The following is a 23,061-nucleotide window of genomic DNA, read 5'->3' as shown; positions in this document are numbered from 1 at the left end:
ACCGGCAAAACCGCCGCCTTCACGGCGTGGTCCGCGCTCGTCGCTGTTGAAGCGTGGGCGGTCCGAGCGGCCAAAGCCACCTTCTTCGCGGCGGGGGCGGTCGCCAAAGCTGCGTTCGGGACGGGGGCCGCGGTCGTTGCGGTCGTTGAAGCGGGGGCGGTCACCGCCGCCAAAGCTGCCTTCACGGCGGGGCGCACGTTCGTCGCGTGCACCACCACGGGGGCGGTCCTCGCCATCGCGGCGCGCACCGGCGGGCTTGGCGGAACGGGGGGCACCTGGCTTGGAGGGGCCCCGGGAATGGGGTTGGTCTTTGAAAGACATGTTGGCTCTTGGAGTTGGTCCGCTATTGTCCCCCCGCTGGCCCAGTTGTGCTCGGCAGGCCGCCGATGCCCACGCGTTTTACCCGACCGCCAGCGCCACCCGCTTGCCAGGGGCGAAGCGCCCGTCGCGCAGAGCCTGCAGGTCCATGACGCGCAGGCCGCCGTATTCCACGTGGATGGCGCCATGCGCCTCTAGTGTGGCCAGGGCCTCGTTCACGCGCTGGCGTGACAGCCCCACCAGGTAGGCCAGCTCCTGCTGGGTGATGCGCAGCACCGAGCCACCACCGGGGTAGAGCACCGGGTTGAACAGCGCCGCCAGGCTGCGGGCCACGCGCACATCGGGGTTGCTGATGCGGTCGATCTCGCGCGCGGCGATGAACTGCCCCAGGCGCTCATTGAGCTGGTTCATGATGAAGCGGTTGAAGCCCAGCGAGTTGTCCAGCAGCCACTGGAAGGTGTCGATGGGAATGCCGGCAATCACGCTCTTGCGCAGGGCCTGGATGTTGTAGCGGTAGGGCTCGCGCTTGATGCACGTGCCCTCGCCGAACCAGCCGCCCGGCGGCACGCCGGTGAAGGTCATGGTCATGCCGTCCACATTGTCGGCACTCATCTTCAGCAGGCCGTCGATCAGCCCGAACCAGTAGCTCACGGGACGTCCCGCATGGCAGACGAACTCGCCCACGCAGGCCTCGGTCACCTGCAGGCCGACCACTGCGCGCTCGCGCTCGTGCGGCTGCAGCAACTGCATCCAGGGAATGCCTGCAATCTCTTCCGGGGTGGCCAGGCGACGGCGTTGGTACAAGGTCGTGCGTGAAGTCATACACCCGAGCATGTGCGCAGACCACGGCGCAATGCCATTCGGGTTTGCCACGACCAGTGGCACCGCCCTTGTCCGCAGTTCGTGATGCAGGTCAAAAACAGCGAACGCACGCAGAAAAAACGCCAAAACCCGCGTAATTACCCGATTAGGTCTTTCCCCTGAATGTCGTCGTAAAGACAAGAAAACGTCAAACCCCTGCCTACTATCGCCTCCATTGACTGGGTCGTCGCCTCCACGACGCACTCCATCGCCGAGTTCGAGATTGACAAGCTGTAAGGATTTGCAATGGTGACCACGTTTCCGCACCTGCTGCTCAAGCATGCCGCCGAGAGGCCCGACGCTGCTGCCCTGCGCGAAAAAGAATACGGCATCTGGCAGACGTGGACCTGGGCCGATGTGGCCCGGGATGCGCGCCAAATGGCCTGCGGCCTGGCGGCCCTCGGACTGGCCAAGGGACAGAACCTGGCCTTCATCAGCGACAACCGCCCCCACGTCTACATCGGTTTTGTCGCCGTGCAGAGCCTGGGCGCCGTGCCGATTCCGCTGTACCAGGACGCTGTGGCCCAGGAGATGGGCTTTGTGATGCAGGACGCAGACATTGCCTTCGCCTTCGCGGAAAACCAGGAGCAGGTCGACAAGCTGCTGGAAGTGCGCGAATCGCACCCCGGCATCCAGCACATCATCTATGACGATCCGCGCGGCCTGCGCAACTACAACCAGCCAGGCCTGATCAGCACCGAGCAGCTCAAGCAACTGGGCGCCGAGTGGGACCGCAGCCACCCCGGCGTGTGGGACTCCATGGCGCGGGCCGTGCAGCCCGAGGACGTGTCCGTCATCCTCTACACCTCGGGCACCACCGGCAAGCCCAAGGGCGTGTGCCAGACGCACGCCAGCTTCATCGGCTCGGCCCAGGGCGGTGTTGAGGTCGATGGACTGACCCCGGCCGACAACATCATTTCCTACCTGCCCCCCGCCTGGGTGGGCGACCACCTGTTCTCGCTGGCACAGTGGATGGTGGCGGGCTTCACCATCAACTGCCCGGAATCGGCCAGCACCGTCAACATCGACCTGCGCGAAATCGGCCCCACCTACTACTTCGCCCCACCCCGGGTGTTCGAAGGCATGCTGACCTCGGTCTCCATCCGCATGGAGGATGCCGCACCCGCCAAGCAGTGGCTGTATGAAAAGTGCATGCAACTGGCCAAGCGGGTCGGCGCCGACATCCTGGACGGCAAGCCCGTCAGTGCGCTGGACCGCTTCAAGTACAAGCTGGGCGACCTGCTGATCTACGGGCCGCTGCGCAACGTGATGGGCCTGTCGCGCATCCGCGTGGCCTACACCGCCGGCGCGGCCATCGGCCCCGACCTGTTCAAGTTCTTCCGCTCCATCGGCATCAACCTCAAGCAGCTGTACGGCCAGACCGAGACCTGCGCCTATGTCTGCATCCAGAAGAACGGCCACGTCAAGCTGAACACCGTCGGCCAGGCGGCCCCCGGCATCGAGCTGAAGATTGCCGACAACGGCGAGGTGCTGGTCAAGGGCGTGTCGGTGCTCAAGGAGTACTACAAGCGCCCCGACGCCACGGCCGAAGTCATCGACGAGCAAGGCTACTTCCACACCGGCGATGCCGGCGTGCTGGACGAGGACGGCCACCTGCGCATCATCGACCGTGCCAAGGACGTGGGCAAGATGAACACCGGCGCCATGTTCGCGCCCAACTACATCGAGAACAAGCTCAAGTTCTTCCCGCAGATCAAGGAGGCCGTGTGCTTCGGCAACCTGCGCGACCAGGTCTGCACCTTCATCAACATCGACTACGAAGCCGTGGGCAACTGGGCCGAGCGCCAGGGCATCCCCTACGGCGGCTATGTGGACCTGGCCTCCAAGCCCCAGGTGCTGGAGCTGATCAGCGAATGCCTGGCCCAGGTGAATGCCGACCTGGCCACCGAAGCCGGCATGGCCGACACCCAGATCGCCCGCTTCCTGGTGCTGCACAAGGAGCTGGACCCCGACGACGACGAGCTGACCCGCACCCGCAAGGTGCGCCGCAACTTCATTGCCGACAAGTACGCGGTCCTGATCGATGCGCTCTACAGCGACAAGACCCAGCAATTCATTGAAACCCAGGTCAAGTTCGAAGACGGGCGCACCGGCAGCGTGAGCGCCACGCTGCAGATCCTCAACGCCAAGACCTATCCCGCATCCCGCGTCGCCGCCTGAGCCGCACCCAGAAAGCAGCAGCCATGACAGACAAGAAGATTGGGGATGTCATCCTGGACATCCAGAACATCAGCCTGCGCTTCGGTGGCGTGAAGGCGCTGACCGACATCTCGTTCAATGTGCGCGAGCATGAGATCCGTTCCATCATCGGCCCCAACGGCGCCGGCAAGAGCTCCATGCTCAACTGCATCAACGGCGTCTACACGCCCAGCGAAGGCTCCATCACCTTCCGCGGCCAGACCTTCTCGCACATGAACAGCCGCCAGGTGGCCGAAATGGGCGTGGCCCGCACCTTCCAGAACCTGGCGCTGTTCAAGGGCATGAGCGTGATCGACAACATCATGACCGGCCGCAACCTGAAGATCAAAAGCAACCTCCTGATGCAGGCGTTGCGCCTGGGGCCTGCAGAGAAGGAAGAGATCGCGCACCGCGAATTCGTCGAGCACATCATCGACTTCCTGGAAATCCAGGCCTTCCGCAAGACGCCCGTGGGCCAGCTGCCCTACGGCCTGCAAAAGCGCGTGGACCTGGGCCGTGCCCTGGCCATGGAGCCGCAGGTGCTGTTGCTGGACGAGCCCATGGCCGGCATGAACGTCGAGGAAAAGCAGGACATGTGCCGCTTCATCCTGGACGTGAACGACGAATTCGGCACCACCATCGTGCTGATCGAACACGACATGGGCGTGGTGATGGACATCTCGGACCGCGTGGTCGTGCTGGACTACGGCAAGAAGATCGGCGACGGCGCCCCCGACGAAGTGCGCAACAACGAAGACGTGATCCGTGCCTATCTGGGCACCAGCCACTGACCCACCACGGAACACGGGAGACTCGCAATGGCATTCTTTCTGGAAACCCTGTTTGGCGGCCTGATGGCCGGCATGCTGTATGCCCTGGTGGCCCTCGGCTTCGTGCTGATCTTCAAGGCCTCGGGTGTCTTCAACTTCGCCCAAGGCGCCATGGTGCTGTTCGCGGCCCTGGCGATGGCGCGCTTTGCGGAGTGGATTCCGCAGTGGACCGGCCTTGAAAGCAAGCTGGTGGCCAACGTCGCGGCCTTTGTGATCGCCGCCGCCATCATGTTCGTCTGCGCCTGGGTCATCGAACGCCTGGTGCTGCGCCACCTGGTGAACCAGGATGCCGCCACGCTGCTGATGGCGACGCTGGGCATCACCTACTTCATGGAAGGCGTGGGCCAGACGCTGTTCGGCAGCGAGATCTACAAGATCGACATCGGCATGCCCAAGGACCCGGTGTTCGTGCTGGACTCGGTGTTTGACGGCGGCGTGATGATCAACCAGGAAGACGTGATCGCGGCCGTGATCGCCGCCTGCCTGGTGGCCGCCCTGTCCATCTTCTTCCAGAAGACCGGCACCGGCCGCGCACTGCGCGCCGTGGCCGACGACCACCAGGCCGCCCAGTCCATCGGCATTCCGCTGAACCGCATCTGGGTCATCGTCTGGTGCGTGGCCGGCATCGTGGCCCTGGTGGCCGGGATGATCTGGGGCTCCAAGCTGGGCGTGCAGTTCACTCTCACAACCGTAGCACTCCGCGCTCTCCCAGTGGTCATTTTGGGCGGTTTGACCTCAGTACCCGGCGCCATCATCGGTGGCCTGATCATCGGTGTGGGCGAGAAGCTGTCCGAGGTCTACCTGGGCCCCTATGTGGGCGGCGGCATCGAGATCTGGTTCGCCTACGTGCTGGCCCTGGTGTTCCTGCTGTTCCGTCCGCAAGGGCTGTTTGGCGAAAAGATCATCGACCGCGTCTGACCGGTCCACCCCCAGAACAATTAGGAGACACACATGTTCTATCGTGAGAACGGTCAGTTCAAAACCAGCTACCGGGCCGACCAGCAGATCTTCACCATCCGCCAGGACAAGATCGCCATCCTGGTGCTGATCGCCGCCGCCTTCCTGGTGGTGCCGATGTTCGCCTCGGACTACTTCTACCGCGCCATCCTGATCCCGCTGGTCATCATGTCGCTGGCTGCGCTGGGCGTGAACATCCTGGTGGGCTACTGCGGCCAGATCTCGCTGGGCTCGGGGGCTTTCATGGCGGTGGGGGCCTACGGCGCCTACAACGTCATCGTGCGCATCCCCGGCATGCCACTGATTCCGGCCCTCATCCTGGGCGGCCTGTGCGCCACCTTCTTCGGCATCCTGTTCGGCCTGCCCAGCCTGCGCGTCAAGGGCCTGTACCTGGCCGTGGCCACGCTGGCCGCGCAGTTCTTCAGCGACTGGATGTTCCTGCGCATCAAGTGGTTCACCAACAACTCGCCCTCGGGCTCGGTGTCGGTCTCGGACCTGCAGGTCTTCGGCATGGCCATCGACTCGGCCCAGTCCAAGTACCTGTTCTGCCTGGGTGTGCTGGTGGTGCTGGCCCTGCTGGCCAAGAACCTGGTGCGCGGCGCCATCGGCCGCGAGTGGATGGCCATCCGCGACATGGACGTGGCCGCCAGCGTGATCGGCATCCGCCCGATGTACGCCAAGCTCAGCGCGTTTGCCGTCAGCTCCTTCATCGTCGGCGTGGCCGGCGCCCTGTGGGCCTTTGTGCACCTGAGCGCCTGGGAGCCGGCCGCCTTCTCGGTGGACATCTCCTTCAAGCTGCTGTTCATGGTGATCATCGGCGGCCTGGGCTCCATCATGGGCAGCTTCTTCGGCGCGGCCTTCATCGTGGTGCTGCCCATCTTCCTGAGCCTGCTGCTGCCCGCCCTGGCCAACCTGTTCGGCTTCGAGATTTCCACGGCCGGCGTGTCGCACGCGGAATTCATCATCTTCGGCGGCCTGATCGTCTGGTTCCTGATCGTCGAGCCCCATGGACTGGCCAAGCTGTGGTCCATCGGCAAGCAGAAGATGCGCGTCTGGCCTTTCCCGCATTGATCGAGTTTCAAGGTGTGTGTGCGCGTGTTGCGCGTTTTCGGTGACGTTAGAGATCCATCCCAACAAGGAGACAAACCATGAAGTTCACCCGTCTGGCCCTGGCGGCCACCCTGGTTGCCGCCGGTGCCGGCTTTGCTGGCAGCGCAGCGGCACAAGCCAACGAGCAATTCATCCCCCTGCTGTCCTACCGCACCGGCGCCTATGCCCCCAACGGCATTCCATGGGCCAACGGCAAGCAGGACTACCTGAAGCTGATCAACGAGCGCGACGGTGGCATCAACGGCGTCAAGATTGCCTATGAAGAGTGCGAAACCGGCTACGCCACCGACCGTGGCGTGGAGTGCTACGAACGCCTGAAGAGCAAGCCTTTCGTGGCCGCGATCGACCCCCAGGCCACCGGCATCACCTTCGCGCTGACCGAAAAGGCGCCCGTGGACAAGATCCCGCTGATCACGCTGGGCTATGGCCTGTCGATCGCCAAGGACGGCAATGCCTTCCAGTGGAACTTTCCCTTCATGGGCAGCTACTGGACCGGCGCGGACATCCTGATCCAGCACATCGGCAAGAAGGCCGGCGGCCTGGACAAGCTCAAGGGCAAGAAGATTGCGCTGATCTACCACGACAGCCCCTTCGGCAAGGAACCCATCCCGGTGCTGCAGGAACGCGCCAAGATGCACGGCTTCGAGCTGCAGCTGCTGCCCGTGACCGCGCCCGGCGTGGAGCAGAAGGCCACCTGGCTGCAGCTGCGCCAGAGCCGCCCCGACTTTGCCCTGCTGTGGGGCTGGGGCGTGATGAACTCCACCGCACTGAAGGAAGCCCAGGCCACCGGCTTCCCGCGTGACAAGCTGTATGGCGTGTGGTGGGCCGGCGCCGAACCCGATGTCCGCGACGTGGGCGAAGGCGCCAAGGGCTACCAGACCCTGGCACTGAACGGCTATGGCCAGAACACCAAGGTGGCGCAGGACGTGCTCAAGCACGTGCACGACAAGAAGGCCGGCACCGGCCCGCGCGACGAAGTCGGCTCCGTGCTCTACACCCGCGGCATGATCATCTCCATGCTGACCGTGGAAGCCATCCGCACCGCGCAGGAGAAGTTCGGCAAGGGCAAGCCCATGACCGGCGAGCAGGTGCGCTGGGGCTACGAAAACCTGAACCTGACGGACGCGCGCCTGAAGGAGCTGGGCTTCGACGAAATCATGCGTCCGCTCAAGACCAGCTGCGGCGACCACATGGGTTCCACCTGGGCCCGCATCCACACCTGGGACGGCAAGAAGTGGAACATGGGCAGCGACTGGTACCAGTCGGATGACAAGGTGATCGAGCCGCTGATCAAGGAACAGGGCGACAAGTACCTGGCCGACAAGAAGCACACCCGCCGCGCCGCCGCGGACTGCAAGTAATGCAGCACGGGCTGGACCTCCTGGTGCCAGCCCGGCTCCAGCACTTGTGCAACGGCACTGCCCGCTTCGGCGCAGTGTCCAGCCGACAGCCCTGCCACCCGTGCGCAGGCCTGTCGATTGGTTGAAAGGCACGACTATGCAAGCACAGAACATCGTCCTCAGCGTCAACGGCATTGAGGTCATCTACAACCACGTCATCCTGGTGCTCAAGGGTGTCTCGCTGCAGCTGCCCGAAAAGGGCATCGTGGCCCTGCTCGGCGGCAATGGCGCCGGCAAGACCACCACCTTGCGCGCCATCTCCAACCTGCTCAAGGGCGAGCGTGGCGAGGTGACCAAGGGCAGCATCGAGCTGCGCGGCGAACAGATCCAGAACCTGTCGCCCGCGGACCTCGTCAAACGGGGCGTGGTGCAGGTCATGGAAGGGCGGCACTGCTTCGCCCACCTGACCATCGAAGAAAACCTGATGACCGGCAGCTACACCCGCAGCGACAAGGGCGAGATCGCGGCCAACCTGGAGAAGGTCTACAACTACTTCCCGCGCCTGAAGACGCGCCGCACCAGCCAAGCGGCCTACACCTCTGGCGGCGAGCAGCAGATGTGCGCCATCGGCCGCGCCATCATGAGCAACCCCAACATCGTGCTGCTGGACGAACCCTCGATGGGCCTGGCGCCGCAGATCGTGGAAGAGGTGTTCAACATCGTCAAGGACCTGAACGCCAAGGAAGGCACGACCTTCCTGCTGGCCGAGCAGAACACCAACATGGCGCTGAAGTACGCCGACTACGGCTACATCATGGAAAGCGGCCGCATCGTGATGGATGGCCCCGCGGCCGACCTGGCCTCCAACGAAGACGTCAAGGAGTTCTACCTGGGCGTGGGCGGCGGCGAGCGCAAGAGCTTCAAGGACGTCAAAAGCTACAAGCGCCGCAAGCGCTGGCTGGCCTGAAGACCACAAATCCATAGCTGGATGCGCCCGCCAGCAGGGCGCAAACGACCCATTTCGCCTTCCATTCTCACCCCCCCCCCCAAGTTTCGGAGCATTCGCATGAGCCAGCATTACGACGATCTGGAGACCCGCGCCCCGGCCGCGCGCGAAGCCGCGCTGATGGCGGCCCTGCCGGCCCAGGTGGCCCATGCGCAGCAGCACGCGCCCGCCTTTGCCCGCATCCTGGCGGGGGTGCAGGCGGGCGACATCCACTCGCGCGCTGCCCTGGCCCAGCTGCCGGTGACCCGCAAGTACGAACTGCTGGCCACCCAGCAGGCCCACCGCGCCAGCAGCCCTTTCGGCGGCTTTGCCACCCAGGCCTTCGGCGCACGCATGCCCCGTGTGTTCGCCAGCCCCGGCACGATCTATGAGCCCGAAGGCACGCGCCCGGACTACTGGCGCATGGCCCGCGCCATCTACGCGGCGGGCTTTCGCCCCGGCGAGCTGATCCACAACTGCTTCAGCTACCACTTCGTGCCCGCCGGCTCGATGATGGAAACCGGGGCCCACGCCCTGGGCTGCAGCGTGTTCCCCGGCGGCACCGGCCAGACCGAGCAGCAGGTACAGGCGATGGCCGAGCTGCAGGCGGCCGGCTACATCGGCACCCCCAGCTTCCTCAAGCTCATCCTAGAAAAGGCCGAACACCTGGGCGTGGCCCTACCCCAGATGCGCAAGGCCCTGGTCAGCGGCGAAGCCTTCCCGCCCTCGCTGCGGGACTGGCTGCAGGCCCGTGGCGTGACGGCCTACCAGTGCTACGCCACGGCCGACCTAGGCCTGATTGCCTATGAAACCTCGGCCCGCGAAGGCCTGGTCCTGGACGAGGGGGTGATCGTCGAGATCGTGCGCCCCGGCACCGGAGACCCCGTGCCCGAGGGCGAGGTGGGCGAACTGGTGATCACCACCCTGAACCCCGATTACCCGCTGATCCGCTTCGGCACCGGCGACCTCTCGGCCGTGCTGCCCGGCACCTGCACCACGGGGCGCACCAACCTGCGCATCAAGGGCTGGATGGGCCGTGCCGACCAGACGACCAAGGTGCGCGGCATGTTCGTGCACCCCGGCCAGGTCTCGGAAGTGGTCAAGCGCTTCCCCCAGGCCGGCAAGGCGCGTCTGGTGGTCAGCGGCGAGATGGCCAACGACCAGATGACGATGCTGGTCGAGAGCACCGAGACCGCGCCCGGCCTGGCGCAGCTGATGGCCGAGGCCGTGCGCGAAGTCACCAAGCTGCGCGCCGACGTGCAGCTGGTGGCACCGGGCAGCCTGCCCAACGACGGCAAGGTGATCGAGGATGCCCGCAGCTACGCCTGAATTCCCGCATTGCAAAAATTAGTACGCATGATGCAAAAAAAGCACAGATGACCCTTGGGTGGGCGGGCCGCACCGGCCGCCCATGGAAGCTTCACACCCCCCCTTCACAGGCCCTCCGGGCCTGTTTTGTTTGGTGAACAAGTCAAAAAATGCGCGCATTTACTCGAAATTTCACGAATTTAAAGTCACCTTGGCAACACCACTGCCGCACGCCGTTGATTGATTTCGCGCAAGCATTTTCCGTTCTTAGAATTTTTTCCGGACAACCTAGGGAATGTGCGGAGATGGCATCCCACCACATATTCATAGCATTCCCCCCTTACAAGCGTTAGGAGATACACACAATGGCCCAGACATTCCGCATTGCCGCCATCGCCTTGGCAGCCGCCGCCACTTCGTTCGGTGTGGCAGCCCAAGATTTCCCTGGCAGCAAGAACATCACCGTCGTCGTTCCCTTCACCGCCGGCGGCCCCACCGATCGTGTGGCCCGCGATCTGGCAGAAGCCCTGCGCAAGCCCCTGGGTGGCGCCACCGTAGTGATCGAAAATGTGGCCGGTGCCGGCAGCTCCATCGGCGCCGCCAAGGTAGCCCGCGCCAATCCCGATGGCTACACCCTGCTGCTGAACCACATCGGCATGTCGACCATGCCTTCGCTGTACCGCAAGCTGCCGTTCGACGTGCTCAACGACTTCGAATTCCTGGGCATCGTCAACGACGTGCCCATGACCGTGATTGGCCGTCCCACCCTGGAAGCCAAAAACTTCGCCGAACTGCGCGAGTACATCAACAAGAACAAGGAAAAGGTCAACATCGGTCACTCGGGCCTGGGTTCCGCCGGCCACCTGTGCGGCCTGATGTTCCAGAGCGCGATGGCCACGCAGATGACCACCGTGCCCTACAAGGGCGCCGCCCCTGCGATCACCGACCTGATGGGCGGCACCATCGACCTGATGTGCGACCAGACCACCAACACCTCGTCGCAGATCGAAGGCAAGAAGGTCAAGGCCTACGGCGTGACCACGCTGCAGCCGCTGAAGGCCCCCGCCCTGAAAGACATCCCCACCCTGGACTCTTCGGGCCTGAAGGGCTTCAACGTGACCGTCTGGCACGGCCTGTACGCCCCCAAGGGCACGCCAGCCGCAGTCCTGACCAAGCTGAACAACGCCCTGAAGCAGGCCGTGAAGGACCCTGAGTTCGTCCGCAAGCAGGAAGGCCTGGGTGCCGTGGTGGTGGCCGACAACCGTGTCGAACCCGCCGAGCACAAGAAGTTCGTGGCCAAGGAAATCGAAACCTGGGGCAAGGTCATCAAGGCCGCCGGCCAGTTCGCCGACTAAGGCCTTCGGTCCAGGGCATGGCACAGCGCCATGCCCACCAAAGAAATCGCCCGGGCGCACACGCACCCAGGCGATTTTTTTTATGCAAGCGACCCGCGGCGCACCTTCGCACAGCGGGCCCGGTCTGGCGTCAGAGGTGCCAGGTCACTGGCTTGCCCTCGGCCGCACTGCGGCGCAACATGTCGGCAAAGGGCACCACCCGCTGGCGCAGGCTGACGGAGCCCAGCTGCGCCGATGCGAGGGCCGCCTTGGCCACATCCTCGTGCGCCGAGGACTGCATTTCGATTTCGATCGCCTTGCGCTTGGCATCGTCCTCGGCCACGGCGCGCTCCAGTACATCCAAGGCATGCGGGATCTGCTCGACCGTCACAATGCCAGGCTCCCCCACCTGCTTGTCCAGCAGCTTCAGCAACTGCTCGGCGGTGGCTTTCAGCATGATCAAGTCGGCCGTAGCGCGTGATTGAAAGGTGTAGGCCATCTTGCTTATCCTTTTGGGTACATGTAGTCACGTTGGAACGCATAGTCAGATTGCGCGCCTCGCAAGGATCCGGTCTGGATCTCACCGGACGGGCGTATCGCCAGCATTTGGTGCAGACCCATCCAGCCTTGCTCGAACCCCATCGCACAACCTGCCAGATACAAGCGATAGGCACGCAACGCGCGACCTGAGCGCTCAGTATCAGTTTGTACCGCCAAAATGCGCTGCGCAGCGTCCAGTTGCGCTTCCAATGCGTCAGACCACGTCCATAGTGTGCGCGCATAGTGCGGGCGCAGGTTCTCGGTGTCGACCATTTCCAACCCCGCTTCAGCCATGGTCTGAAGCACCGTGCTGACATGCACCAGCTCGCCGCCGGGGAAGATGTAGCGGTCGATGAAGTCCCCCATGCCGGCGCCCAGTTGCCGGTTGCGCGTACCGCCTGCGGTGATGCCGTGGATCAGGGCCAGGGCCCCGGGGCGCAGCAGCCGGTACACGGTCTGGAAGTACTCCGGCAGGTTGGCCTGCCCCACATGCTCGAACATGCCGACCGAGGCCAGCTTGTCGTAGGGCGCATCGCTCAGTTGGCGGTAGTCGCACAGCTCCACCTGCACGCGCCCCTGCAGCCCCAGGGTCTCGATCAGGTGGCGCACATGGTTGAACTGGTTGCGCGACAGCGTGATGCCCTTGGCCTGCACGCCGTGGTGCTGGGCCGCCCAGATGATCAGCCCGCCCCAGCCACAGCCCACATCCAACAAGCGCTCGCCCGGGTGCAGGTCCAGCTTGCGGCAGATGTGTTCCAGCTTGGCCTCCTGGGCCTGGGCCAGGCTCATCTGGGGCTCGCGGTAGTAGGCGCAGGAGTAGACCCGGCGCGGGTCCAGCCACAGGGCATAGAAATCGTCGGACAGGTCGTAGTGAAACTGCACCTGCTGCGCGTCGCGCTCCAGCGTGTGCAAGGCCATGGACCGCGCGCGCGCCATGACCTGGGACCACCAACTGGCCGTGCCCCGCACGGGATCGGTCTGCAGCAACCCCAGGGCTGCGGCCATCACATCGCGCATGCTGCCATGCACCTCGACCCAGCCTTCGACGATGGCAGCCCCCAGCGAGCCGATCTGCCCCTGGACCAGCGCCAGGTAAGCCTCGGGCGCGCGCAGCACCACCAGCACCTGCCAGGACGCAGGGCCGATGCGCTGCCCCGATGGCAGCTCCACCGCCATCGGGACTGGCAACGCCGCCAGCCGGGCTTCCAAGGCAGCCAGCATGTGTTTCATGCGTCCGATTGTTGGAGCCCGGATCGCCGTGCGTCAATGCGCGCCACGCCGTGGCGTTGACAGACTTTTTCCCGTTTTACCGGCGTTGTCGCTTTTTCACGGCAGACGGGGTGGTGCCGCTCAGACCGTGCCGACCAGCTTCTTGTACGCAGCCAGCGTGTTGCGCGACACGGACTGCAGCACCTGTTCGTACGTGGTCTTCTGGCGCGCCATCAGGCGCATGGAGGCGATGGTGCGCGTCTTGCAGAACCAGTGGCAGGTGTGCTGCAGCAGCAGCAGCTCAGCCGTCATGGTGAAGGCCATGCGCTTGCGCGTGGCCGGGTCCACCCCGTCCGGTGCGCAGGCGTCGCGCACGGCCCGCGCATGCAGCTGCAGGGCCTCGCGCATGTCGAAGGTGTGAGCAGGCATCAGGCGGTCGAAGTACGGCAGCGCCAGGGGCAAGGTGCTGACCCGGGTGTCCTGGGCATTTTCCTGGGCAAAGCTGTCGGCCAGCCGCTGCAGCTGGTCGGCCAGCGTCTTTTCGCTGTTGTCCAGGATGGCCCAGACCTGCTGGCGCCGCTCGGGCTCCTTCTCATCCAGGGCGCGCATATAGCCCTCGATCAAGCCCCCCATGAGCTTTTCCACCTGGGTCGGCGCCAAGTGCGCCCCCAGCAGGCGCACACGGCGGCGGTGCTCCATGCCTTGCAGCACATAGATGCCGATCGAGCCCACGATAATCCACGTCAAAAAATCCATAGTGCGAAGTCCGCCTGCCTGCAACAATCCAGCCCCCAGTGTATTCAGCCCAGGCGCGCCCTGGGTACCGCTGGACTTTTATGATCCGCCTTTTTGGCCCTTGCCTGATTGCTCCGTCCCGTGTCCCAGATCCTGATTGAACGCTCCCACACCCTCGGCCTGGAGGCCGCCCGCCAGCACGCCCGGCACTGGGCCGCACAGGCCACCGCCAAGTTCGGCGTGCAATGCCGCTATGAGGCCGGCAGCACGCAGGACGTGCTGCACTTCGACGGCAGCGGCATGCAGGGCCAGTTGCAGGTCAGCGCCGAGCAGCTGCGCCTGGAGGCCGAGCTGGGCTTTCTGGCTGCGATGTTCCAGGAGAAGATCGAGGCCAAGCTGCACGCGCAGTTCGACGCCATGCTGGCATCCTGAAAAGATAGCTGGCTGCGCTTATTGCATGCGGATTTAATTGCAAAAAATCCATGAAAACCTTGCACCAATAGCGCTGACAGCTCCTTTTTTCACAGCATCCGACAGCAAAAAGGCAGCCTGGGCTGCCTTTGCTTTTTTAGGGACGAACCGGATGGCGCTCAGCGCAGCGACTCGATCAGGTCGATGTACTGCTGCTTGGCATCGTCCGGGGACATGTCCTTGAGCTTTTCCCAGGCATCCCACTTGGCGCGGCCCACCATGTCGGTGAAGCTGGGCTTCTTGGCCTCGTTGTTGCCTTCGGTGGCCTGCTTGTACAGGGCATAGATCTTCAGCAACGTGGCGTTGTCGGGGCGCTCGCTGAGCGATGTGGAATTCTTCACGGCGGCGTCGAACGCGGCTTGCAGATCGGACATGGACGGGTCTCCTGTGGTGTAGTAATCAGGCTCAGTGTAGCCAAAATCGCGTCAAAAAGCACGATCGTGCGAAAGCAAAAAAAAGGCGTGCAGGCTCACCTGCACGCCAACCACCTCGGAGTTCGCGGCACCCGCAGGCGCCGCCGCCTTGTTGTTAGAACTTGTGGATCACGCCCACGGCCATGGTGTTGTCGCGGGCCAGGCTGAACGCGGTCTCGGCCTTGCTGTTCACGCTGCCGTAGGCGGCATACAGCGCCGTGCGCTTGGACAGGCTGTAGTTGGCGAACAGTTCGAAGGCGTTCGCGCCTTCCTTGGCCGACTTGCTGCCATCGGCATTTTTCACATTCGTCAGGCGAGCGAACTGCGCCCCCACCTTCCAGGCGCCGATGGGCGCGGCGATACCGATGCCGAAGCCGTCGCCTTCGGTGCGCTTTTCGTTGCGGGTGTAGATCACGCTGGCTTCGGCCACGCCGAAGTTGTACTTGGCGCCCAGCGCATAGCCGTTGCGGTTGTCGGTGGCGCCCACGGCGGCCTGGGTCGACATGCTCTTGGGCTGGAAGGCGGCGCCCAGGGTCAGGCCCCCGGTCTGGTAGCTGGCGGCCAGCTGCAGGAAGTCCTTCTTGTCGCCGGCCGTGCCGCTGACGGTTTCGGAGAAGCCGTATGCCACGCGCGCCTGGAAGCCGCCCAGCTTGGGCGTGGCGTACTGGACCTGGTTGGACTGGCGCGAGCTCATGAACGAGCCATTGGCGGCGATGCCAAGCACCTTCATGGCGCTGGAGCCATCGGCCGTGCCATTCAGGTCAAACGTGCCCATCAGGCGGTTCTGGGGGGTGGTGGTGCGGCCCAGCATCACTTCGCCAAAGCTGCCCGACAGCCCCACCCACGACTGGCGCTTGAAACCCTCGGCCCAGGCCCCGGTGTCGCTGCCGATCTCGCCCTCCAGCTGGAAGTTCGCCTTCAGGCCGTTGCCCAGGTCTTCCGAGCCGCGGAAGCCCAGCTTCGAGGTGTCGGTATAGCCGCTCATCATTTCGGCACTGGCATCGCTCTTGTAGCCGCGGCCCACGCTGGTATCGATCACGCCGTACACCGTCACGTTCGACTGTGCGGCCGCGCTACCGGCGGCAGCGGCCAAAACCATGGCCAGCGCCACGTGCATTTGCTTGTTCATGTTCCGTTCCCTTGGGTTGTGAATCACGCCGGGGGCATCGCCCGGCGCTGGCTGCGATTGGAAAATTCGGAGATGACAAGGCCACGTCGGGCAGATGACGATTTGGTTGCGCACCACAGGCACCCGCTGCAAGGCCACCAACCGTGGCGCCGGGCGCCCGGCACACGCCCAGGGCCGGGGTTCCCCAGCGGAACCAGGGGCCGCCAAGGGGCGCGCGGCGGATCAGTGGCCGGGGCGCGGTGCCAGGCGTGCGGCCAGCAGCACCAGCAGGGCCGTCAGGCCGATGGCGATCAGGCTCATGGCCATGCCCTCGCCGACCGAGCCCTGCTCGAACTGGCGCCAGACATAGACCGACACCGTCTGCACCCCGGTCGGCGCCAGCAGCAGCGAGGCCACCAGTTCGCGCGAGGCGATGGCAAACACCAGCAGCATGGCCGCCGCCACGCTGGGCGCCAGCAGCGGCGCCACCACCCGCGCCAGCATCTGCCACAGGCTGGCCCCGTGCACGCGCGCAGCCGATTCCAGTTGCACGCTCACCTGCTGCAAGGCGGCGTTGGCATAGCGGATGGGATAGGGCAAGAGCAGGCAGGCATAGGCCAGCAGCAGGATCAGCCAGGTGTTGTAGGGCGTGACCGGCAGCCACGGCTGGTTCCAGGCCAGGATCAACCCCACGGCCACCACGATGCCCGGCATGGCGTTCGGAAGCACCGACAGCACGTCCAGCGCCAGGGCCGTGCGGGTGCGCAGGCGCACGCTGCAGTAGGCCACCAGGGCCCCGAACACGCCCACCAGCAGCGCGGCCGCCAGCGCCAGCGCAAAGCTGGTGCCCAGGGCCTGCAGCGCTTCGGAGCCAGCCCCCAGAATCGACCGGAAGTGGCGCAGCGTCCAGTTGTCCCAGGCCAACCCGCCCGACAGCGTGCCCGTGAACGCCGTGCCCCCGATCGCCAGCAAGGGCAGTAGCGTGGCACACACGGCCACGGCCGCAAACAGCAGCAGCACCGGCAGGCGCCAGACGCCCAGGGCCGCGCGGTGCAGGGCCTGTGGCTTGCCGTCGGTGGCCTCATAGCCACGGCCGGCCATCAGCCGCCGCTGGCCCACATAGGCCAGCACCGCCAGCAGCATCAGCACCAGCGACAGCAGGGCCGCGCCCGGCAGGTCGATGGGCCAGTCAGACAGGCGCTGCTCGATGGCCGTCACCAGCACCGCAAAGCCCACGTGGGAGGCCAGCACCGCCGGCGTGCCGTATTCCTCGATCGTCATGGCAAACACCAGCAGTCCGCTGGCCGCCAGGGCCGGCAGCGTCAGGGGCAGGGTGACGCGCCACAGCGCCTGCCAGGGGCTGGCCCCGCAGACCCGCGCCACCACCGCCAGGCGGCCACCGGCCGCCGCGGCCGCCCGCGACACGGCGAAGTACACCACCGGAAACAGATTCAACACCATGACCAGCACCACGCCCGGCACCGAAAACAGCAGCCCCGCCGCGTGCTGGCCCGTGACCTGCTGCAGGTAGCCGGCGGGCTGCAGCAACAGGATCCAGCCCATGGCCGCGATGTAGGGCGGCACCATGAAGGGCACCAGAAAGCACAGGTCCCACAGGGCGCTGCCCGGCAGGTGCCCCAGCCCGCGCAGCAAGCCCAGGGGCAGGCCCAGCAGCAGGCAGCCCAGCACCACCCACACGCCCAGGGACACGGTGTTGCCCAACAGCTGGGCCATGGCCGTGTCCTGCCAGACCTGCCGCCAGTGGGCCAGCGGCTGCGCCCAGTCGGCCTGCGCCGCACCGGGGAACACGGCCTGCAGCAGCACAAAGGCCACCGGCACCACCACCAGCACGCCCATGCCCAGCATGGCGGCCCCGGGCAGCAGCGTGCCCCCTCGTTGCAACGGCATCATCGGCTCCATTCCTTGCCGGCGCCCGCTGGGGCGCCGTGCGTCACTTGCGCACGAACAGTTCGTCAAAGCGCTGCAGCAGCGCCGCCCGCCCGGCGCGCTGGGCATCGGACTCCGGGGGCCAGGCCTGGAAGCTGCCCAGCGCCGGGCGCAGGGCCGGCACATCGCTGCGCGCGGGCAGCAGGTAGGACTTGGCGACGATGCGCTGCCCCTCGTCCGAGAGCACGTAGTCCACGAAGCGCTTGGCCTGCTCGACCTTGGCACTGCGCTTGAAGATCATCATGGGCCGCGCCGCCACCACCGTGCCGCTGCGCGGGAAGATGATCTCGACCTTTTCGCCCTTGGCCTGGGCCGCATAGGTCACATAGTCGACCGCGCCGAACACGACCGCCTTGGCCCCCTGCAGCACCGGGTTCAGGGCCTGGGCGTTGGCACCGGCAATGTGCATGCCGTTGGCACGCAGCTCGCCGAACAGCTTCCAGGCCTGGGCACCGTGCTGCGATTGCAGGCCGGAGATCAGCTCCAGCGCCGTGCCCGACTTGCTCGGGTCGGGCATGTTGACCTTGCCCTGGAAGGCCGGCTCCGCCAGGTCCTTCCAGTCACTGGGGCGCGGCGTGCCGCTGGACGGGTTCCAGGCCAGCGCCAGCGCCGACAGGCCCTGGGCCACGTACGACGGCCCCTGGTAGGCGGCGGGCACGGTCTTGGCGTTCGGGCTGCGGTAGTTCAGCAGCCAGCCGCGCTGGTGCAGGTCCAGCGCACTGTCCCACGAGGCCGAGATCAGCACATCGACGCGGGGATTGCCGGCCTCGGACTCCACGCGCGCCATGACCTTGCCCGAGTCGGCCTGGAAGACCTCGACCTTCTCGCCGCCCTGCTGCTCGAAGCCCTGGGCCAGCTCCTTGATCAGGCCGGCCGGGCCGGCGGTATAGACCGTCAGCGCCTGGGCCACCGGCTGCAGGGCCACCAACACCAGTGCGCCGACCACACCGGGGCGCAGCACACGAAACCAGGGGCGTGAATGCATGTTCATCGTTCCATCCAAACAGTGAGAAAACAGAAGGCGGGCGCGGTCTCAATCCACCGCGGCAAACCAGTGCAGGCGCTGCATGTCCAGGCTCAGCGGCACGCGGGCGCCAGCGGGCAGACGTTCGCTGCTGTGCACGCGCACCGGCTGGCCCCAGTCGGCGTCGATCCAGGTGTCGAACTGGCCGCAGCGGTAGTGCTGCGACAGCACGCGGCCCTGCACGGGCAGGTGGTCGTCCTGCTGCGCCGTGCCCAGCGCAAGCGCCCCATGGGGCAGCAGCAACTGCCCCTGCGCCGCGGTGCTTGGCGCCACCGGCGGCACCAGGCAGCGCCACTGCGCGCCAGCCACCTGCCAGTGGCTGCCCTGCCACTGCGCATCCAGCAGGGTGCCCAGCTTCAGGAACTGCGCCACCTGGCGTGTGCGCGGTGCGGACCACAGGGCCTGCGGCGCATCCAGCTGGTGAAAACGCCCGTCCATGACCACGGCCACGCGGTCCGCCAGGGCGCAGGCTTCCTCGTGGTCGTGCGTGACGTAGACGGCGGTGCAGCCCAGCTCGCGCAGCAGGCTGCCCATTTCGGCGCACAGGCTCTCGCGCAGGTCGCGGTCCAGGTTGGACAGGGGTTCGTCAAACAGCACCAGTTGCGGCCGTGCCACGATGGCCCGGGCCAGCGCCACGCGCTGCTGCTGGCCGCCGGACAGGCTGGACGGCGCCCGCGCCCCCAGGCCCTGCAGGCCCACCAGGGCCAGCACCTCGTCCACGCGGTGCGCGGCCTCCTGGCGCGACACGCCGCGCATGAGCAGCGGAAAACCGACATTGCTCTGCACGCTCAGGTGCGGCCACAGGGCGTAATCCTGGAACACCATGCCCAGGCCGCGCTGCTCGGGTGGCACGCTGTGCCCGGCCGTGGCCACGCAGGTGTCGCCCATCCAGACTTCACCGTCGCTGGGCTGCTCCAGCCCGGCCAGGATTTTCAGCAAGGTGGTCTTGCCGCAGCCCGAGGGGCCCAGCAGGGCGATGATTTCGCCGGGGGCGATGTCCAGGTCCAGGCCGTCCAGCACGGCGCGGTCGCCGTAGACGCGGCGCAGCCCCTGCACCCGCACGGCGGCCCCTGGCATCTTGGTGTGATGGGTCATTTGCACGATGGCGGCATGCTAGGCCGCGGGCGTGACAAATCCGTGTCAGCCGCATGCGCCAGGGCGCGCGCCATGCTTAAATCAGCACCCCCACCCTGGAACTGCCCCGTTTGCCATGTCTGTGACCCACATCCTCGGCGCCTGCCCCCACGACTGCCCCGACACCTGCTCGCTCACCACCACGGTCATCGACGGCGTGGCCACCAAGGTGCAAGGCAACCCCGACCACCCCATGACCGGCGGCGTGCTCTGCGCCAAGGTCAGCAAGTACACGCAGCGCACCTACCACGCCGACCGCGTGCTGCAACCCCTCAAGCGCAGCGGCCCCAAGGGCAGCGGCCAGTTCACCCCGGTCAGCTGGGACGAGGCCCTGCGCGACATCGCCCAGCGCCTGCACACGATTGCGCAGCGCCAGCCCGAGGCCATCCTGCCCTACAGCTATGCCGGCACCATGGGCCAGGTGCAGGGCGAGAGCATGGACCGGCGCTTCTTCCACCAGCTGGGTGCCAGCCTGCTGGACCGCACCATCTGCGCCAGCGCCGGCAGCGAGGCCCTGGCCGCCACCTACGGCGGCAAGCTGGGCATGCGCATGGAGTTCTTTGCCGAGAGCCAGCTGATCCTGATCTGGGGCAGCAACAGCATTGCCAGCAACCTGCACTTCTGGCGCCTGGCCCAGGAGGCCAAGCGCAATGGGGCCAAGCTGGTGTGCATCGACCCGCGCAAGAGCGAGACCGCCGAGAAGTGCCACGAGCACCTGCAGCTGCTGCCCGGCACCGACGCTGCCCTGGCGCTGGCGCTGATGCACGAGCTCATCCAGAACGACTGGCTGGACCACGACTACATCGCCCAGCACACCCTGGGCTGGGAGGCCTTGCGCGCCCGGGCGCTGGAGTGGCCGCCCGAGCGCGCCGCCCAGGTCTGTGGCCTACCCGTGGAACAGATCCGCCAGCTGGCGCGCGACTACGGCACCACCCAGCCGGCCGCCATCCGCCTGAACTACGGCATGCAGCGCGTGCGCGGCGGCGGCAATGCCGTGCGTGCCATCGCCTGCCTGCCGGCCCTGGTCGGCGCCTGGCGCCACCGTGCGGGCGGCCTGCTGCTGTCCAGCTCGGGCGTGTCGCCCTTCAACAAGGCGGCCCTGCAACTACCCCAGCTGCTGGGCGACCGCCGCCCGCGCACGCTGAACATGAGCACCATCGGCGACGTGCTGCTGCACCCCGGCGATGCGCAGTTCGGACCGCAGGTCGAGGCCGTGGTGGTCTACAACAGCAACCCCGTGGCCGTGGCCCCGGAGTCGGCCAAGGTGGCCGCCGGTTTTGCGCGCGAGGACCTGTTCACCGTGGTGCTGGAGCATTTCCTGACCGACACCGCCGACCACGCCGACTACGTGCTGCCCGCTACCACGCAGCTGGAGCACTGGGACATCCATGGCAGCTACGGCCACACCGACGTGCTGCTGAACCGCCCGGCCATCGCCCCCGAAGGCCAGGCACGCAGCAACGCCCAGATCTTCCGCGACCTGGCCGCACAGATGGCGCAGCTGGACCCGGCCTTTGCCGCCCCGCACTTTTCTGAGCCGGATGAGGCGCTGTGCCGCACGGCGCTTGCGGGAACAGCTATGGATTTCGACAGCCTGCTGACCCAGGGCTTTGCCCACATCCCGGTGGCCGAGGCGCCGTTCGCCCAGGGCGGCTTTGCCACGCCGTCGGGCAAGTGCGAGTTCGACAACCCGCGCCTGGCCGCGCTGGGCATCAACACCCTGCCCGACCACGTGCCCAATTACGAGCCGCCCACGGCCGCCCACCCGCTGGCCATGATCTCGCCGCCGGCGCGCAACTTCCTGAACAGCACCTTCGCCAATGTCGCCAGCCTGGCGCGCATGGAAGAGCGCCCGCTGCTGGAGCTGCACCCCGAGGACGCCGCCGCGCGCGGCATTGCCGATGGCGACCGGCTGCGCGTCTTCAACGCCCGGGGCAGCCATGTCTGCCACGCCGCCGTCAACGGCCGGGCACGGCCCGGGGTGGTGGTGGGCCTGGGCATCTGGTGGCGCAAGCAGGGCGCCAACGGCACCAACGTGAACGAGCTGACCCACCAGCAGCTGACCGACATCGGCCGCGCGCCCTGCTTCTACGACTGCGCGGTGCAGGTGGAGCGGTTGACATAACTGCACAGTTGAAATAAAGAGCTGCATACCGGCAGCTCTGTGACGTTTTCAAAAGGCCTCAGTGGAAAGAAAAATAATCACCACCCATAATTTCGAAACTTTTATTTCAGAAAATTTCAAACCCTTTGAGACTGCCATTTCTGAATGCAGTGAAGCTGCCTATCAAGCAGCCTTTTCATGCGATAGTGCTCGAAAATTAAAAAATATCGTTTACCTCTATAAAGTAAGCAAAAAAATACCGCGTCTCATTGGAGAAAGCGACATTCTTTACATTGGGCAAACCAGCACATCTTTTCAAGCCAGATATGCGCGATTCGCGTCCAAAATTTCCGCTTTGCAACGCAACAAGAAGGTGCATCAGCATTACGGGGAAATTTATATTTCAGCATGTGCTTTTGAAGTTTTAGACAGTACCCTTATCTCCGCCGAGAACAGATTACTGTGGCATTACTACTGCAACCACGCAGAGTACCCTCCATTCAACTACACCAAAGCTTTTCGACCTGCACTCGATTAAGTTGCCCGCCTCAGTCCCCGGCCAGGGCCTGAAACTGCTGGACCAGAAAATCCAGCAGCGCCCGCACCGCGGGCAACTGCCCCCGGCGTGAGGCGTAGACGGCGTGGATCACCTCGACCCGTGGGGCCCAGCCCGGCAGCACCTGCACCAGGCTGCCGCGCGCCAATTCGGCGCGAATGAACATGCTGGGCAACTGCACCACGCCCACGCCGGCCAGGGCCGCATCGCGCAGCGCCAGCATGGATGGAGTCACCAGGCGCGGCTGGTGGCGCACCTCGGCGCGCTCCTGGTTCGGCCCCAGCAGCACCCAGCGGTGGCTGTCCTGGGGCTGGCCCATGTCCAGGCTGGGCCAGCGCGCCAGGTCCATGGGCCCCAGGGCCGGACCCATGCGCTCCAGCAGCGCAGGGCTGGCCACCAGGCACTGGTGGCGCTCGGCCAGCTGGCGCAGCACCAGCTCGCTGTCCTGCAGCGGCGGCGGGCGCACGCGGATCGCCAGATCCAGCCCCTCGGCCACCACGTCCACACGGCGGTTGGTCTCGTCCACCTGCAGGCTCACCCGCGGGTGCTGGGCCATGAACGCCGCCAGCATCGGTGTA

At 65.8% G+C, this 23,061-nt stretch carries 21 protein-coding genes and 1 pseudogene; 11 read left to right on the top strand and 11 right to left on the bottom strand.

Going from position 1 to position 23,061, the window contains the following annotated elements:
- Positions 1 to 321, bottom strand: a pseudogene (locus tag CA2_RS15585) (DEAD/DEAH box helicase); the annotation flags it as partial.
- A gap of 78 nt (positions 322 to 399) precedes the next feature.
- Positions 400 to 1,140, bottom strand: coding sequence for a Crp/Fnr family transcriptional regulator (locus tag CA2_RS15580; RefSeq protein WP_174435626.1), 741 nt, complete (start codon positions 1,138 to 1,140; stop codon positions 400 to 402).
- 285 nt (positions 1,141 to 1,425) lie between these two features.
- Here CA2_RS15580 and CA2_RS15575 point away from each other — a divergent pair, with 285 nt between their 5' ends.
- From CA2_RS15575 to CA2_RS15540, 8 genes are all read left to right on the top strand, one after another.
- Entirely contained in the window at positions 1,426 to 3,360 is a 1,935-nt protein-coding gene (locus CA2_RS15575) for an AMP-dependent synthetase/ligase (RefSeq protein WP_042419462.1), read from the top strand.
- Positions 3,361 to 3,383: 23 nt separating this feature from the next.
- Entirely contained in the window at positions 3,384 to 4,169 is a 786-nt protein-coding gene (locus CA2_RS15570) for an ABC transporter ATP-binding protein (protein ID WP_042419459.1), read from the top strand.
- A 27-nt stretch (positions 4,170 to 4,196) separates the two neighbouring features.
- On the top strand, positions 4,197 to 5,126 hold the full coding sequence (locus CA2_RS15565; RefSeq protein WP_042419456.1) for a branched-chain amino acid ABC transporter permease: 930 nt from the start codon (positions 4,197 to 4,199) through the stop codon (positions 5,124 to 5,126).
- Between the two features lie 33 nt (positions 5,127 to 5,159).
- Complete coding sequence (locus CA2_RS15560; protein WP_042419453.1) at positions 5,160 to 6,236, top strand: branched-chain amino acid ABC transporter permease; 1,077 nt, start codon at positions 5,160 to 5,162, stop codon at positions 6,234 to 6,236.
- A 77-nt stretch (positions 6,237 to 6,313) separates the two neighbouring features.
- Positions 6,314 to 7,636 carry an ABC transporter substrate-binding protein gene (locus tag CA2_RS15555; protein WP_042419450.1) on the top strand — a complete coding sequence of 441 codons (1,323 nt, stop codon included), beginning with the start codon at positions 6,314 to 6,316 and terminating at the stop codon, positions 7,634 to 7,636.
- 136 nt (positions 7,637 to 7,772) lie between these two features.
- On the top strand, positions 7,773 to 8,582 hold the full coding sequence (locus CA2_RS15550; RefSeq protein ID WP_042419448.1) for an ABC transporter ATP-binding protein: 810 nt from the start codon (positions 7,773 to 7,775) through the stop codon (positions 8,580 to 8,582).
- 99 nt (positions 8,583 to 8,681) lie between these two features.
- Positions 8,682 to 9,929, top strand: coding sequence for a phenylacetate--CoA ligase family protein (locus CA2_RS15545; protein ID WP_042419445.1), 1,248 nt, complete (start codon positions 8,682 to 8,684; stop codon positions 9,927 to 9,929).
- Positions 9,930 to 10,273: 344 nt separating this feature from the next.
- The gene (locus CA2_RS15540; protein WP_042419442.1) at positions 10,274 to 11,263 is read left to right on the top strand and encodes a tripartite tricarboxylate transporter substrate-binding protein; all 990 of its coding nucleotides are present in this window, start codon (positions 10,274 to 10,276) and stop codon (positions 11,261 to 11,263) included.
- 130 nt (positions 11,264 to 11,393) lie between these two features.
- Here the strand turns inward: CA2_RS15540 and CA2_RS15535 are convergent, their stop codons facing one another.
- From CA2_RS15535 to CA2_RS15525, 3 genes are all read right to left on the bottom strand, one after another.
- Positions 11,394 to 11,741 (bottom strand): DUF1840 domain-containing protein, encoded by a 348-nt coding sequence (locus tag CA2_RS15535; protein ID WP_042419439.1) that lies wholly within the window; start codon positions 11,739 to 11,741, stop codon positions 11,394 to 11,396.
- Positions 11,742 to 11,746: 5 nt separating this feature from the next.
- Positions 11,747 to 13,012 carry a class I SAM-dependent methyltransferase gene (locus CA2_RS15530; RefSeq protein WP_042419436.1) on the bottom strand — a complete coding sequence of 422 codons (1,266 nt, stop codon included), beginning with the start codon at positions 13,010 to 13,012 and terminating at the stop codon, positions 11,747 to 11,749.
- A 120-nt stretch (positions 13,013 to 13,132) separates the two neighbouring features.
- Positions 13,133 to 13,747: a hypothetical protein gene (locus tag CA2_RS15525; RefSeq protein ID WP_042419433.1), complete on the bottom strand. Its 615-nt coding sequence runs from the start codon at positions 13,745 to 13,747 to the stop codon at positions 13,133 to 13,135.
- A 120-nt stretch (positions 13,748 to 13,867) separates the two neighbouring features.
- On the opposite strand from CA2_RS15525, the gene CA2_RS15520 reads away from it, so the two are divergent.
- Positions 13,868 to 14,158, top strand: a complete 291-nt coding sequence (locus tag CA2_RS15520) for a polyhydroxyalkanoic acid system family protein (RefSeq protein ID WP_042419430.1) — start codon at positions 13,868 to 13,870, stop codon at positions 14,156 to 14,158.
- A 158-nt stretch (positions 14,159 to 14,316) separates the two neighbouring features.
- On the opposite strand, the gene CA2_RS15515 is transcribed toward CA2_RS15520, so the two are convergent.
- From CA2_RS15515 to CA2_RS18635, 5 genes are all read right to left on the bottom strand, one after another.
- Positions 14,317 to 14,571 carry an acyl-CoA-binding protein gene (locus CA2_RS15515; protein ID WP_042419427.1) on the bottom strand — a complete coding sequence of 85 codons (255 nt, stop codon included), beginning with the start codon at positions 14,569 to 14,571 and terminating at the stop codon, positions 14,317 to 14,319.
- A 154-nt stretch (positions 14,572 to 14,725) separates the two neighbouring features.
- Positions 14,726 to 15,739, bottom strand: coding sequence for a porin (locus CA2_RS15510; protein ID WP_042419424.1), 1,014 nt, complete (start codon positions 15,737 to 15,739; stop codon positions 14,726 to 14,728).
- 222 nt (positions 15,740 to 15,961) lie between these two features.
- On the bottom strand, positions 15,962 to 17,626 hold the full coding sequence (locus CA2_RS15505) for an ABC transporter permease (protein ID WP_156106104.1): 1,665 nt from the start codon (positions 17,624 to 17,626) through the stop codon (positions 15,962 to 15,964).
- 43 nt (positions 17,627 to 17,669) lie between these two features.
- Positions 17,670 to 18,650, bottom strand: a complete 981-nt coding sequence (locus CA2_RS15500; protein ID WP_042419473.1) for an ABC transporter substrate-binding protein — start codon at positions 18,648 to 18,650, stop codon at positions 17,670 to 17,672.
- A 48-nt stretch (positions 18,651 to 18,698) separates the two neighbouring features.
- Positions 18,699 to 19,784 (bottom strand): ABC transporter ATP-binding protein, encoded by a 1,086-nt coding sequence (locus CA2_RS18635; protein WP_042419418.1) that lies wholly within the window; start codon positions 19,782 to 19,784, stop codon positions 18,699 to 18,701.
- A 115-nt stretch (positions 19,785 to 19,899) separates the two neighbouring features.
- On the opposite strand from CA2_RS18635, the gene CA2_RS15490 reads away from it, so the two are divergent.
- Together CA2_RS15490 and CA2_RS18095 are read left to right on the top strand one after the other, a co-directional pair.
- Entirely contained in the window at positions 19,900 to 21,948 is a 2,049-nt protein-coding gene (locus CA2_RS15490) for a molybdopterin-containing oxidoreductase family protein (protein ID WP_042419415.1), read from the top strand.
- 61 nt (positions 21,949 to 22,009) lie between these two features.
- Entirely contained in the window at positions 22,010 to 22,465 is a 456-nt protein-coding gene (locus CA2_RS18095) for a hypothetical protein (RefSeq protein ID WP_156106102.1), read from the top strand.
- 10 nt (positions 22,466 to 22,475) lie between these two features.
- Here the strand turns inward: CA2_RS18095 and CA2_RS15485 are convergent.
- The coding region (locus CA2_RS15485; protein ID WP_042419469.1) for a LysR substrate-binding domain-containing protein at positions 22,476 to 23,061 on the bottom strand (586 nt) is incomplete at its 5' end.

The organism is Comamonas aquatica NBRC 14918, from assembly GCF_000739875.1.
Classification (GTDB): Bacteria; Pseudomonadota; Gammaproteobacteria; order Burkholderiales; family Burkholderiaceae_C; genus Comamonas; species Comamonas aquatica.
This window is presented reverse-complemented; position numbering and strand designations above follow the sequence as displayed.

Excerpts from the sequence above, each read along its gene's own strand:
- CA2_RS15580 (WP_174435626.1), bottom strand. The coding sequence starts at position 1,140 with ATGACTTCACGCACGACCTTGTACCAACGCCGTCGCCTGGCCACCCCG.
- CA2_RS15575 (WP_042419462.1), top strand. The coding sequence starts at position 1,426 with ATGGTGACCACGTTTCCGCACCTGCTGCTCAAGCATGCCGCCGAGAGG.
- CA2_RS15570 (WP_042419459.1), top strand. The coding sequence starts at position 3,384 with ATGACAGACAAGAAGATTGGGGATGTCATCCTGGACATCCAGAACATC.
- CA2_RS15565 (WP_042419456.1), top strand. The coding sequence starts at position 4,197 with ATGGCATTCTTTCTGGAAACCCTGTTTGGCGGCCTGATGGCCGGCATG.
- CA2_RS15560 (WP_042419453.1), top strand. The coding sequence starts at position 5,160 with ATGTTCTATCGTGAGAACGGTCAGTTCAAAACCAGCTACCGGGCCGAC.
- CA2_RS15555 (WP_042419450.1), top strand. The coding sequence starts at position 6,314 with ATGAAGTTCACCCGTCTGGCCCTGGCGGCCACCCTGGTTGCCGCCGGT.
- CA2_RS15550 (WP_042419448.1), top strand. The coding sequence starts at position 7,773 with ATGCAAGCACAGAACATCGTCCTCAGCGTCAACGGCATTGAGGTCATC.
- CA2_RS15545 (WP_042419445.1), top strand. The coding sequence starts at position 8,682 with ATGAGCCAGCATTACGACGATCTGGAGACCCGCGCCCCGGCCGCGCGC.
- CA2_RS15540 (WP_042419442.1), top strand. The coding sequence starts at position 10,274 with ATGGCCCAGACATTCCGCATTGCCGCCATCGCCTTGGCAGCCGCCGCC.
- CA2_RS15535 (WP_042419439.1), bottom strand. The coding sequence starts at position 11,741 with ATGGCCTACACCTTTCAATCACGCGCTACGGCCGACTTGATCATGCTG.
- CA2_RS15530 (WP_042419436.1), bottom strand. The coding sequence starts at position 13,012 with ATGAAACACATGCTGGCTGCCTTGGAAGCCCGGCTGGCGGCGTTGCCA.
- CA2_RS15525 (WP_042419433.1), bottom strand. The coding sequence starts at position 13,747 with ATGGATTTTTTGACGTGGATTATCGTGGGCTCGATCGGCATCTATGTG.
- CA2_RS15515 (WP_042419427.1), bottom strand. The coding sequence starts at position 14,571 with ATGTCCGATCTGCAAGCCGCGTTCGACGCCGCCGTGAAGAATTCCACA.
- CA2_RS15510 (WP_042419424.1), bottom strand. The coding sequence starts at position 15,739 with ATGAACAAGCAAATGCACGTGGCGCTGGCCATGGTTTTGGCCGCTGCC.
- CA2_RS15505 (WP_156106104.1), bottom strand. The coding sequence starts at position 17,626 with ATGCCGTTGCAACGAGGGGGCACGCTGCTGCCCGGGGCCGCCATGCTG.
- CA2_RS15500 (WP_042419473.1), bottom strand. The coding sequence starts at position 18,650 with ATGCATTCACGCCCCTGGTTTCGTGTGCTGCGCCCCGGTGTGGTCGGC.
- CA2_RS18635 (WP_042419418.1), bottom strand. The coding sequence starts at position 19,784 with ATGACCCATCACACCAAGATGCCAGGGGCCGCCGTGCGGGTGCAGGGG.
- CA2_RS15490 (WP_042419415.1), top strand. The coding sequence starts at position 19,900 with ATGTCTGTGACCCACATCCTCGGCGCCTGCCCCCACGACTGCCCCGAC.